Here is a 12,528-nt window from a genome sequence, read left to right on the forward strand (position 1 = left end):
GTTAACGCAATGCGTTAAAGCGCCATAACTACAGCCCCGGATGCCATGACGTCCGGGGCAATAACAGTCGTCGCTGCCGTATTTTGTAAGGGATAAACTATGAGAAATGTCGCGCCTGTTGCATTACTTCTGGCATTAACGCTCTGTACCCTGCGGGTGAATGCCGAAGATGAACCGCAAATTATTACGCCGGAAGGACTGGCCACCAGCCAGATGCTTCCCTCGCTGGACGGCGCGGTTGCCGATCTGCCGCTGAGCGCTGCCGCCCCCGGCAACCTGATGCTCAACGACGCGGTAAGTCGTGCCGTGAGCTGGCATCCTTCTATTCGTGAATCGATCGGCAAACTGCTTTCGCAAAACGAACAGATCGACGTGGCGAAATCGAAATATTACCCGCAGGTTTCTGCCGGAATGAATAACGGTTACAGCAATACCTATACCGACCACGGCTTTAGCCCGGCGCTGGTTATTTCGGTGTCACAAATGCTGTACGACTTCGGCAAAGTGGCAAGCCAGGTCCGCGCCGAGACCGCCGGAGCCGCACAACAGCAGGCGAATGTGTTACTCAGTATTGATACCATCGCCCACGCAACCGCCAACGCGATAGTCCAGGTGCAGACGTGGCAGCAAATGGTGGACGCCGCCGAAGAACAGCTCACCGCCTTAAACGACATTGGTCGACTGACCCGACAACGCAATGATGAAGGGGCAACCTCGCTGTCCGACGTGGTACAAACCGATGCGCGTATCGAGTCTGCACGTTCTCAGCTGGCGCAGTATCAGGCCAATCTCGACAGCAGTAAGGCCACATTGATGAGTTACCTCGGCTGGAACTCACTTAACGGCATCAGCAACGAATTCCCGGCCAAACTGGACAGCAGCTGCGATGTGGTCAAACCGGAAGATAAACTGGTCCCCGCGGTACTGGCGGCCTGGGCACAAGCGAATGTGGCACAGGCAAATCTCGATTACGCCAACGCGCAGATGACGCCCACCATCTCTTTGGAACCGTCGGTTCAGCATTATCTCAACGACAAATACCCCAGCCATGAGGTGCTCGACAAAACCCAGTACTCCACGTGGGTAAAAGTTGAGATGCCGCTGTATCAGGGGGGCGGACTCACCGCCAGGCGCAACGCCGCCAGCCATGCGGTAGAGTCTGCACAATACTCCATCCAGCGCACCCGACTCGAAGTACGACAAAAATTACTGGAGTCCCGCAGCCAGGCAATTAGCCTCGCCACCGCCCTGCAGATTCTGCGCCGCCAGCAGCGACTGAGTGAACAAACGCGCGAGCTTTATCAACAGCAGTATCTGGACCTCGGTTCGCGCCCGCTGCTCGACGTGCTTAACGCCGAGCAAGAGGTGTATCAGGCCCGTTTTGCCGAACTCCAGACTCAAAACCAGCTGCGCCAGCTCCAGCTGAACTGCCTCTATAACACTGGCTCGATTCGCCAGGCGTTCGCCTTAAATAATCGCAGCATTCAATCGGTGGAGATCAAGCTATGAGCGACCTCGATTCACATGCAAAAGATGCGATTAGCGAACACGCTCTTAGCCAGTGGGCGCAGGCGATGACGCATATTGCCAATCACTATCGCGTGGCCTGTTCTCCCGGCGCAATCCAGGCCAACGCCCCGTGGTTTGCGGGAAAAAGCCGGGCAACGGCCCTGTCGCAACTGGCGCGTCAGGCGGGACTGTCATTTCATGCGCTGGATACCGCCACGCAGGTGTTCGGTCAGTGGCGTCTGCCGGTGGTGGCGGAACTGCGCGACGGCCAGCTAATGGTGATAGAACATTTCAACGGCGAAGATGCACTGGATGTGTTTATCATCGCCGAAGAGGGCCAGCGTAACCGGCTCACGGTCGCAGAGCTTCTGCCGGAGATCGTGAGTATTACCGCGATGCGCCCGCTGTCGGCGCTGAAGGACAGTCGGGTAGACCGCTATATTTCGCGCTTCAAGCCCGACTGGATGCGCGAACTGGTGTTAAAAGACATTAGTCCTTATCTGCCGGTCATGATTGCCGCCTTTCTGATTAACGTTCTGTCGCTCGCCGGGATTATCTTTTCCATGCAGGTTTATGACCGGGTGATCCCCGCCCAGTCTTATCCAACGCTGTATGTTCTCTCCACTGGCGTTCTGGTGGCGGTGCTGTTTGGCTTTTTGCTGCGCGAAGCGCGTACCCACATAATGGACCTGCTCGGCAAACGCGCCGATATGCGCATTTCCGATCGCGTGTTCAGCCATGCATTGCGCCTGCGCAACAGCGCCGTCCCCCGCTCGACGGGGAGCTTCATTTCTCAACTGCGCGAGCTGGAACAGGTTCGCGAGATGATCACCTCCTCGACCATGTCGACCATTGTCGATCTGCCGTTTTTCTTTTTGTTTATCGTAGTGCTGGCTTTTATCGCCCCGCCGCTGGCATGGATAGCGCCCGTCGCGGCCCTGCTGATGATCCTGCCCGGTTTGCTGTTACAGAAGAAGCTGGCGGTGCTCGCCAACCAGGCTGCCCATGAATCCACCCTGCGCAACGCGGTGCTGGTCGAGAGCGTTCAGGGGCTGGAAGACATCAAGCTGATGCAGGCGGAAAACCGCTTTTTACAGCAGTGGAACAGCTACATCCGCATTACCGGAGAGTCCGGGCTGCGCACGCGCAGGCTGACTCAGGGGCTGATTGGCTGGGGCATGTCGGTACAAAGTCTGGTCTACGCCGCCATCATTATGTTCGGCGCGCCGATGGTCATTGAAGGCACGATGACCACCGGGGCCGTGGTGGCCGCTTCGATGCTCGGTTCCAGAATGATTGCCCCAATGGCTAATCTGTGCGGCGTGCTAGCCCGCTGGCAACAGGTTAAGGCGGCGAAGATGGGGTTGGATAGCATCATGCAGCTCCCCACTGAAACAGAGTACGATGAAGACCGGGTGCATCAGGAGATTTTTCACGGTCATTATCTGTTTGAGAACGCACAATTTCGCTACCACAGCGACGATCAGCGCGTTCCGCTGCGCATCTCGCGCCTGGAGGTCATGCCCGGCGAGCGCGTGGCAATCCTCGGGCGTAACGGTGCAGGGAAATCAACCCTGCTGCAGGCCATGGCGGGTGGTGTGGAGATTATCCAGGGCGATGTCCGGCTCGACAACCTGAGTCTGGCGCAGATCGATATGGCTGATTTACGCCGCAACATCGGTTTTCTTAGCCAGAACGCGCGGCTGTTTTTCGGCACCCTGCGCGAGAACCTGACCCTCGGCGCACCGCATGCCAGCGACGCGCAGATCTTCGAAGCGCTGGAGGTCAGCGGCGCGGCAGCTTTCGTTAAACAGCTCGCCAAAGGGCTGGCGCATCCCATTATGGAGGGCGGCAACGGTTTGTCCGGTGGACAACGGCAGTCGATCCTGCTGGCAAGAATGCTGCTGCGATCGCCCAATATCGTGCTGCTCGACGAACCCAGCGCCTCGCTGGATGAACATACCGAGCGGGAGTTTATTCAGCGCCTGAACCAGTGGCTGGGCAACCGCACATTGATTGTCGCCACTCATCGCGTACCGGTTCTGGAGCTGGTCGAACGCGTGGTGGTATTAAAAGAAGGCCAACTGGTTATGGATGCCCCGAAAGCGCAGGCATTAAATGCGAGCCGGGCACCCGCCCCAACTCACGGTCGGGAGTGGAAAAATGAAAACCAATCCGCATGATGCCGCCATGGACGACCTCGATATCCGCCGCGAGCACCGTTTTTCCGGGGCCAGCCGTATTATTCTGCTCAGCACCCTGCTGTTTGCCGTCCTGGGTATCTGGGCATATTTCGGCAAGCTGGATGAAGTCTCAACCGGCAGTGGAAAAGTGATCCCCAGCTCGCGAGAGCAGATCTTGCAGTCGCTGGATGGCGGCATTCTCGCCGAGCTTACGGTACGCGAGGGAGATAAAGTGCAGGCCAATCAAATAGTCGCCCGCCTCGACCCCACCCGTTCTGAGTCCAACGTTGGGGAGAGTGCAGCCCGTTATCGCGCCTCACTGGCTTCCAGCGCAAGGCTTAATGCCGAAGTTAACGATCTGCCGCTGGTCTTTCCCGATTCACTGCGCGCCTGGCCGGATCTCATCGCCTCCGAAACTCGTCTGTATAAAAGCCGTCGCGCGCAGCTTGCGGATTCAATGGCAGAACTTCAGGATGCACTGGTCTCAGTAAATAAAGAACTGGCCATCACCCAACGGCTGGAGAAAAGCGGTGCCGCCAGCCACGTAGAAGTGCTGCGCCTGCAACGACAAAAAAGCGATCTGGGATTAAAAATCACCGACCTGCGCTCGCAATATTTCGTGCAGGCGCGGGAAGCGCTGTCAAAAGCTAACGCCGAAGTGGATATGCTGGCGGCTATTTTAAAAGGACGTGAGGATTCCGTCACCCGCCTGACCGTACGCGCGCCGATGCGCGGTATTGTGAAAAACATCCAGGTCACCACCATCGGCGGCGTTATCCCGCCCAACGGCGAGATGATGGAGATTGTGCCGCTGGACGATCATCTACTAATAGAAACCCGCCTGTCGCCGCGTGATATTGCGTTCATCCATCCCGGCCAGCGGGCGCTGGTGAAGATAACCGCCTATGACTACGCCATTTACGGCGGACTGGAAGGCGTAGTCGAAACCATCTCTCCGGACACCATTCAGGACAAAGTGAAACCGGAAATCTTCTATTACCGCGTGTTTATCCGCACACATCAGGACTTCTTACAGAACAAACTGGGACGCCATTTCTCCATAGTACCGGGCATGATTGCCACAGTGGATATAAAAACAGGTGAAAAAACCATCGTCGACTATTTAATCAAACCGTTTAATCGCGCAAAAGAAGCGCTACGCGAGCGCTAAATCCTTGAGGATTAGGGGTTGCGGGGGCTGGTCACGCGTGTCACAAGTCTGTTATACTTGCTCTAACACATTGGGGCTGATTCTGGATTCGACGGGATTCGCGAAACCCAAGGTGCATGCCGAGGGGCGGTTGGCCTCGTAAAAAGCCGCAAAAAAATAGTCGCAAACGACGAAAACTACGCTTTAGCAGCTTAATAACCTGCTCTGAGCCCTCTCTCCCTAGCTTCCGCTCTTAAGACGGGGATCAAAGAGAGGTCAAACCCAAAAGAGATCGCGTGGAGGCCCTGCCTGGGGTTGAAGCGTTAAAACTAATCAGGCTAGTCTGGTAGTGGCGTGTCTGTCCGCAGGTGCCAGGCGAATGTAAAGACTGACTAAGCATGTAGTGCCGAGGATGTAGGAATTTCGGACGCGGGTTCAACTCCCGCCAGCTCCACCAAATCATGATCCGGATACGTCCGGTGAAGTACAGAAAGCCCGCACGGCACAAGCCCTGCGGGCTTTTTTGTGTCTGTCGTTGTCCGAGAGCATCCGGCTAAATCCAGAGAAAATTGGTACACGTTTAGGTACACGCTATACTGTGGTCCATTAAACGTGTACCAATTATGGAAGGGATCCAGATATGGCGCGTATCACACGCCCCCTCACTAACAATGAAATCCTTAAAGCCAAACCCCGTGAAAAAGACTTCACCCTTCATGATGGTGATGGCTTGTTCTTGCTCGTCAAAACCACTGGTAAAAAACTCTGGCGCTTCCGTTATCAACGACCGGGAAGCAGCAGCCGCACAAATTTGAGTCTCGGCTCATACCCTGCCCTTACACTCGCAGCAGCACGTCAGATACGCGACCAGCACTTAATCACGCTTGCGCAAGGCATGGATCCACAACAGCAACAGGAGCAGGCGTCAGAACAACGCCAGATTGAGTTAGACAGCATTTTCTCAACAGTAGCTGCTAACTGGTTCCAGATTAAAAGCAGAAGTGTCACAGAGGATTATGCAAAGGATATTTGGCGTTCTTTGGATAAAGACGTGTTCCCGGCAATCGGTGCGATACCAGTTCAGGAGATTAAGGCCAGAACGATTGTTGAAGCATTGGAGCCAATAAAAGCACGTGGCGCATTAGAGACGGTTCGTCGCCTAGTCCAGCGTATTAACGAGATAATGATTTACGCGGTTAATACCGGTCTGATTGATGCAAATCCGGCGTCAGGTGTTGGAATGGCATTTGAGAAACCCAAAAAGCAAAACATGCCCACGCTACGACCAGAAGAATTACCCAAGCTGATGCGTTCTCTGGTCATGTCAAATCTATCTGTTTCGACCCGCTGTCTTATTGAGTGGCAGCTTCTGACCCTAGTGCGTCCTTCTGAGGCTTCTGGTGCTCGCTGGGTAGAGATCGATCTCGATGCCAAACTCTGGACGATTCCCGCCGAACGAATGAAGGCTAAGCGTGAACACATTGTTCCTTTATCACCACAAGCATTAGAAATTCTGGATGCGATGAAACCTATCAGTGCTCATCGTGAGCATATTTTCCCGAGCAGGAATGATCCAAAGCACGCCATGAATAGTCAGACAGCAAATGCAGCGCTGAAACGTATTGGCTATGGAGGAAAACTCGTAGCCCATGGATTACGCTCTATTGCCAGTACGGCCATGAATGAAGCTGGATTTAATGCTGATGTGATAGAGGCTGCTTTAGCCCATTCTGATAAAAATGAAGTAAGAAAAGCTTATAACCGCTCTACATATTTAGAACAACGTAAAGAGCTTATGTCATGGTGGGGAAGTCGAGTAAATAAAATATGAAAAAACAGCATCGCCTTTAATGACGATGCTGCGTGTCTTACTGCATATCGAGAAAGAATCTTGATGCAGGATGATATTTATAATCCCCCCAAGGCATCATTCTTTTTTCTGGATAAGTAACAAAAATCCAACGCCGAGATCTTGTTATAGCTACGAAAGCATTATTTCTTTCTTCATCTAGCTCGACTTTGCTCTTAGCTCGATAATCTGGAAAAACCCCCTCACACATACCGATAAGGAAAACTATATCTTTTTCAAGTCCTTTCATTGTATGAACAGTACTTAACATAATCCCATTATTTAAGGTATCATCATTAAGCTGACCCAAAGCAAGTGCATTCCTAAATGAGGATAGATTATCACCGAGGCCTTTACGTTTGAATCGTGTCCACATGGATTGAAGCTGCTCTATATCTTTAATCCCTGTGGCAATATCATCTTCTTTAGCAGAATCTTTGGTATTTGCTCCTAAACTCACCAGTTCTGATTTAATATCTAAACAGAACTTCAAAATATTAGGTGTGTCTACAGACATATGATCAATATGTGCTAAAACCAAGCTAATTAAATCTTTATCTAGGTTAGATGATTTTTTTATGTCAGCATAGACTTTGCTAATATCGTAGGTAACATCTGATTCTGGATTTAATTCTAAACCGATTAATTTATACAATCTCTTCCCATCAACCCAATCCTTTGGATTAACCTTAACCCTTATAGCAAGATCGACTATTTTCCCAATAAGAGAAACAGGCGATTCATTTCTATCACTACGCTTTAGGAAATAAGGTATATTTCTTTTTTTAAGCTCACTTTCCATAGCTTTAAAAACAAATCTATTTCTACCTATAACAACAATTTTAGAGCAATCAATATCGCCCTCAATTTCTGGATGTCTTTTTAAATTCAGTATATGTTGAATGCTATCACAAACCCATATAGCTTCAGATTCTTCATCTGGTAAAGCATTAAAAGATTTATAGCCATCAAGAGCAGCATTAACACCAACTTGGCTATTTGGTTTTAATTTATTAGCTAATTCAATCACTGCTTTCGAAGATCTATAGTTCTCGTTTAAACAATAAGTTTTAGGAGTAAAATCTTTCACGAATGATTTAATAAAATAATCTGATGATGAACCATTAAAACCATAGATCATCTGGTCACTATCACCAACCATCATGACATCTTTTATTTTATCACCGCAGAGAACCTTTATAAATTCGTACTGAGCTCTGTTTAAGTCTTGTGCTTCATCAACAAATAAAGCAACGTATTTTTTTTGATATATTCTTGCTACCGATTCTTGATTTAATAGGATTTTATGTGCATATAAAAGTATATCATCAAAATCCACACCACCACTTTCCAATAAAGCAGACTGATAATCTTGATAAATATTCCAAATACGCGGATTGGAGCTGAATTTTATCTTTACTTCATCTTCAGTTAAAAGCTCTCTTTTAATAATAGAGAATACATTAAGATATTGACTTATAACTTTTTCACGATTGCGCTTTTCTCTAACGTCCTCAACATCTAAGTACTCATCAATATTAACCCCCTGTTCTCTTAAGGAATGTAGGAAAACCTCCATCCGATCTTGGTCACGTTCAAATATATGTAATTCTTTTGGTAACCCAATAGTATACCCATAACTTTCGAGTACCCTTTGTGCAACAGAATGAATTGTAGCAATCCAAATCCTATCACGATTTTCTGAGCCATCATCTAACCTTTCAAGCATTTCATCTGCTGCTTTATTTGTGAATGTTAAAGCAACCACACTTCCTCTAGCAGAGTTATTAAGAATGAACCTAACCCTCTCAGTAAGCACTCTTGTTTTACCAGACCCTGCAGATGCAAGAACTTGTATAGCCCCTCCCATAGGAGCTCTAACAACTTCAATTTGAGATTGTGATAAATTATCAATCATAGCTCAAGCCATCCCCTAACTTTATTAAATGCAATAATAACAGATTCCGGAAGTAACTCCTCAATTCTCTTTCCATTTGCATTCTGTGCTAGAATCACTCCTAAATACCCTGCATAACTAGCTTTTGAGTCACGCATTTTTTCAATTATAGCACTATCTTGTAAAGCCTCTATTTCTCTTTTCTTGGCTTCTCGATACCGTTCATTAGGACTAGCTTTGGTTTCACTTAACACTAATGATTCAATTATTTCTTCACGAATATTTAACTCGTTGTATAACTCAGCTTCAATATCATTTGTTTCTTTGAGGAACTCTAAAGAGAAACAATCAGGATTCAATACGAGGCCATCTTCACGAACTAAACGTGCTACCTGACGGTTTATCTCACCATGAGTATCACCATCATTATCACTAATAATACAGACAGGGATACCTAAATTACTTGCAAGTTTAATGAATGGTGGGTAATTTTTACCACTGACACTTACACAGTTAACTCCAACACTAAACATCGTCCTACCGAAATACAATTCAAACATGGATGGTATTAATTGTTCTTCTGTAACACCCTCACATAAAATTAAGGCTCGAGAGAAAAGCAACTCACCACGGGTTAACATTATCTCCCTTTTTAATGCATTTTTTTCATCATGTTCAATTCTTTTCTTCAAACAATTTACTGTTACTCCATCACCTTTCTTTATGAATGATCTTATATCTTCTATCTCAGCCATTGCGCTCAGGTATGGTGAATGAGTACTCAGTATAATTTGTCCCTGAGATGATGATAACTGTTTAAACAAGGTTCTTTGTGCATTGGGATGTAGATGCGCTTCTGGCTCTTCAGCTCCAACAATTGGATGTAGCGCCTTATTTTCGAGCTCATGCCGTTCATGCATAAAGCTTAAAAACGATTGAACTGTAAGCATTGAAGCCCAACTTCTCGTCCCAGTGCCATGATATTCCATTGAAAATGAATGGTTTTCTTCATCTCCGAAATGTACTGTAAATTGCTTTGATAGATCTCGGATTTTTTTAGGGAAAGGAGTTATTTCTGTGTGGCTTGATCCTAGAAATGATTGGTTTAACCCTTGAAGTGAATTTTTTAAGCTTTGAAGCGGCTCACTTCTACTCACTGCGGTTTCATTTATTGAACTTATCATTTCTTCAAGTGCAGTAACATCTTCATCTTCATATTTAATATATGATAAGACCTTCCCTATATATGAGCTTTTATCTTTAAGCTCATGATGTATATCCCTCTGAGCCTCAATACAAATATAGGGGATTGCATCAACTTTTGTTCTTACCTTTCTTCTCTCGTTGACAACAATCTCTTTCCATCCCTCAAACTCCCCCCATTCATTCAAATAATAACGTTGTGTATTAAACCCACCTTTTATCTCATCTGGCTGAACTTTTGTACGAATAGCCACAAACTCATGTCCATTTGCATCTACTGCAATATTATCACCGAAAACATCAATCCATTTTTCGTCAAACTCTTCTGTTTTATTATAATGTTCATCCGTAGGTATTATTTTTAAGTCAACGATAACTTCATTAACTTTTAACCCAGAACTATCTATATGAAGATCTTCATCACTAAAGTAACGTTGGTAATCACCTAAAGCTAGTTGCAACGATTTTAGGAAGGATGTTTTCCCCGCATTGTTTGTACCTAACAAAACGGCAATACGTCCTAGCTCAACCTCAATTTCCTTTATACCTCTAAAACCTGAAATCCTAACAGAATTTATAAGAATTGACATATATTCATTCCCTCCTTGATTTTATGACATATACATTCCGAATAAATGTAATAATTCTGTTATCCAGATTATCATTTGCGGAAAATAAAATATAGTATATCCCAACCCTGCCGCGCAATGCTCTCCCCGCCACGCCTGCCCGCTTAAGAGGTCGCTTTTAATGCAGGTGCATGAACGGCCTCAGGCCGCACCGGTACTGGTGTTGCGTGGGATAAAAAATACGGGGATTTGCATGCAAAGCCATGCACCTTATGGATGCATGGCTTTTTTCGGGAAAAATAGCGGAATTTTCGGGGATTTTTTTGCGTGCTAGCGTGCGACCAGTTCTGCACGTCGGCGGGTGTAAATCAGGTTCTGTGCTGGGGTGAATTTCTCGCGATTATCATCCCGCGAAGCCGCATCAGGCCTGAATCCGATGGCCGTTAAAATATCGCTGTCATGCGCGGAATAATTAATTTTTTCACCTGCGGCCAGCCACACCGACAGGGCTTCACGCAGATAATCAACCGAGTGCTGCATGGCGCTCTGCTTTACTGCGGGAAGCTGTTTGTGATATCCCATCAGCTCAGGTGCCAGCGTGGCGGCCAGCTCCGCGCCGTGCTGCTGCATAAAGTCATGGAGCCGGTTTCGGATACTGATGTGCTGCACCTCCTCATGTGAGCGGATATAGTGACCGGCGGCCTGATTAATTTCCCACTTTTTCACGTCGATATTGTCGCGCAAATCCTGCATTCTGCGCGGAATTTGTTCGTCACCGGCAAGGAGCTGTTCACGGTATTCCCGTTCAAGGTCTGCCAGTTCGGCTTTACGTTTCAGCCAGGTGTTTTTGTTCGTCTGACAGGCCTCAAAGGCCTGCTGTATGGTCACAGTGGTCACGTGTCTCTCTCCTGATTAATGCCGGAACGGCGAGCTGTAGCAGCCCTGTACTTTACGCGGCGGTGGTGGTGTCACCGGGGCGGGGTCGGTTTTCTCCGGTGCGGCACGTATCACACCGTCAACCGACTCGATGGTGCGGAAAGTGGCCGAACATTCGATATTGGTACACTGGTGATAACGCTGTTTGACGTTTTCCGACAGATACCGGCTGGTACGGACGTGCGCGGTCTTTTTGCAGAACGGACAGTGAAACATAATTCAGCCCTCTGCCTGTTCGTGGTCTTTTGCGGCCAGTTCAGCGGCAAGCTTCATCCGTCTGGCCGGGCTTCTTAACAGCGCCATATCAACCCCGGTTATGACCGGGCGATTCATGCCCGTTACGGACAGGACCGGCTCCTGCTCCATATCAAAATGATACAGGGCTGACTGCATATTCAGGGCATCACCCAGCTCACGGGTCACGGTCGCACGCGGCGAGGTTTCCCCGCTCATTTCCAGCGACCGTATACGCAACAGAAAGGCACGTAACAGTGCGGGGCTGATACCGGTCAGCGCCTTCTTCCACTCGCTGTTGGCGTAAGTGGTGAACGCTTTTTCATGGGCGCTGATATAAGCAGTACCGGAGGAGCATGCGCCAAGCATGGCGTGGCTTTTGTCTTTCTCCAGCTCGGTAATCAGACCGGTGAACTCATCAGCCAGTTCGCGGCTGGCGATACGTTTACTGTGTTCAGCTTTCAGTTCAGGAGTGAGGTTGCCGCGCAGGGTTCGAAAGCGGCTGCGCCAGTCCTGTTCGGCCTGTGCACTTTCACTGAGCGCGGTCTGTCGTTCCTGCTCACAACGCTGAATGGAAGCCTCAATGTCGCTGAGTTTACCCATGCTGGCCGTGTGTGCATCTTTTGCTTCGTTAAGTGCGGCCAGCGCACCGGCAATGCGTTGTTCCGCGCCTTCATCCTGTTTACTGATAACGGTCTGCATGGCTTTGATAATGAGTTCGGGTTTCATGTTCAGGCTCTCCGTGTGTTCAACCTGAAATGATTCTGACGCCTCCTGCACAACAACACGATTCATTGCCGTTGTCAGAGTGCTGGCACAAACAGACCTTAAAAACCGGCTGGCCAGAGGAAGGTCGCAGGAAAACCTTACTCACCGTTTGTTTTTTTACTTATAACTATTCACCACTGTTCACCTTAAATAAAAAGATAAGTAATACAGTGAGTTAAGAGGTGAACAGTTGAAGATCTGACTGTTCACCGTCTGTTCACCACTGTTCA

General features: G+C 48.4%; 9 protein-coding genes and 1 other RNA gene. 5 read left to right on the forward strand and 5 right to left on the reverse strand.

The window, feature by feature from the left end:
* Window positions 1-99 precede the first annotated feature (99 nt).
* The 5 genes from OGY68_RS14120 to OGY68_RS14140 all read left to right on the forward strand — a co-directional run bounded on the left by OGY68_RS14120 (window position 100) and on the right by OGY68_RS14140 (window position 6,673).
* Complete coding sequence (locus tag OGY68_RS14120) at window positions 100-1,509, forward strand: TolC family outer membrane protein (protein ID WP_286617129.1); 1,410 nt, start codon at window positions 100-102, stop codon at window positions 1,507-1,509.
* Window positions 1,506-3,692, forward strand: a complete 2,187-nt coding sequence (locus OGY68_RS14125; RefSeq protein WP_057066723.1) for a type I secretion system permease/ATPase — start codon at window positions 1,506-1,508, stop codon at window positions 3,690-3,692. The genes OGY68_RS14120 and OGY68_RS14125 overlap by 4 nt, the downstream gene beginning before the upstream one ends.
* A gap of 7 nt (window positions 3,693-3,699) precedes the next feature.
* A complete protein-coding gene (locus OGY68_RS14130; protein ID WP_087050841.1) occupies window positions 3,700-4,863 on the forward strand; it encodes a beta-barrel domain-containing protein in 1,164 nt (387 codons plus the stop codon).
* Window positions 4,864-4,935: 72 nt separating this feature from the next.
* Window positions 4,936-5,299, forward strand: a transfer-messenger RNA (tmRNA) gene (gene ssrA / locus OGY68_RS14135).
* Window positions 5,300-5,482: 183 nt separating this feature from the next.
* Entirely contained in the window at window positions 5,483-6,673 is a 1,191-nt protein-coding gene (locus OGY68_RS14140; protein WP_000101259.1) for an integrase domain-containing protein, read from the forward strand.
* A 37-nt stretch (window positions 6,674-6,710) separates the two neighbouring features.
* Here the strand turns inward: OGY68_RS14140 and OGY68_RS14145 are convergent, their stop codons facing one another.
* The 5 genes from OGY68_RS14145 to sid form a co-directional block, all read right to left on the reverse strand.
* On the reverse strand, window positions 6,711-8,609 hold the full coding sequence (locus tag OGY68_RS14145) for an ATP-dependent helicase (protein ID WP_000566758.1): 1,899 nt from the start codon (window positions 8,607-8,609) through the stop codon (window positions 6,711-6,713).
* Complete coding sequence (locus tag OGY68_RS14150) at window positions 8,606-10,381, reverse strand: ATP-dependent nuclease (protein WP_000025482.1); 1,776 nt, start codon at window positions 10,379-10,381, stop codon at window positions 8,606-8,608. Before OGY68_RS14150 ends, OGY68_RS14145 begins: the two co-directional genes overlap by 4 nt.
* 309 nt (window positions 10,382-10,690) lie before the next feature.
* Window positions 10,691-11,257: a phage polarity suppression protein gene (locus tag OGY68_RS14155; RefSeq protein WP_000214422.1), complete on the reverse strand. Its 567-nt coding sequence runs from the start codon at window positions 11,255-11,257 to the stop codon at window positions 10,691-10,693.
* A gap of 15 nt (window positions 11,258-11,272) precedes the next feature.
* Window positions 11,273-11,512, reverse strand: a complete 240-nt coding sequence (locus OGY68_RS14160; protein ID WP_000468231.1) for an STY4826 family bacteriophage gene regulatory protein — start codon at window positions 11,510-11,512, stop codon at window positions 11,273-11,275.
* A gap of 3 nt (window positions 11,513-11,515) precedes the next feature.
* On the reverse strand, window positions 11,516-12,259 hold the full coding sequence (gene sid / locus OGY68_RS14165) for a capsid size-determining scaffold Sid (protein ID WP_001353007.1): 744 nt from the start codon (window positions 12,257-12,259) through the stop codon (window positions 11,516-11,518).
* Between the last annotated feature and the right edge of the window lie 269 nt (window positions 12,260-12,528).

The organism is Citrobacter sp. Cpo065 (assembly GCF_030332805.1).
Lineage (GTDB): Bacteria > Pseudomonadota > Gammaproteobacteria > Enterobacterales > Enterobacteriaceae > Citrobacter > Citrobacter portucalensis.

Coding starts and splice junctions, on each gene's coding strand:
- OGY68_RS14120 (WP_286617129.1), top strand. CDS start 100: ATGAGAAATGTCGCGCCTGTTGCATTACTTCTGGCATTAACGCTCTGT.
- OGY68_RS14150 (WP_000025482.1), bottom strand. CDS start 10,381: ATGTCAATTCTTATAAATTCTGTTAGGATTTCAGGTTTTAGAGGTATA.
- sid (WP_001353007.1), bottom strand. CDS start 12,259: ATGAAACCCGAACTCATTATCAAAGCCATGCAGACCGTTATCAGTAAA.
- OGY68_RS14140 (WP_000101259.1), top strand. CDS start 5,483: ATGGCGCGTATCACACGCCCCCTCACTAACAATGAAATCCTTAAAGCC.
- OGY68_RS14160 (WP_000468231.1), bottom strand. CDS start 11,512: ATGTTTCACTGTCCGTTCTGCAAAAAGACCGCGCACGTCCGTACCAGC.
- OGY68_RS14145 (WP_000566758.1), bottom strand. CDS start 8,609: ATGATTGATAATTTATCACAATCTCAAATTGAAGTTGTTAGAGCTCCT.
- OGY68_RS14130 (WP_087050841.1), top strand. CDS start 3,700: ATGGACGACCTCGATATCCGCCGCGAGCACCGTTTTTCCGGGGCCAGC.
- OGY68_RS14125 (WP_057066723.1), top strand. CDS start 1,506: ATGAGCGACCTCGATTCACATGCAAAAGATGCGATTAGCGAACACGCT.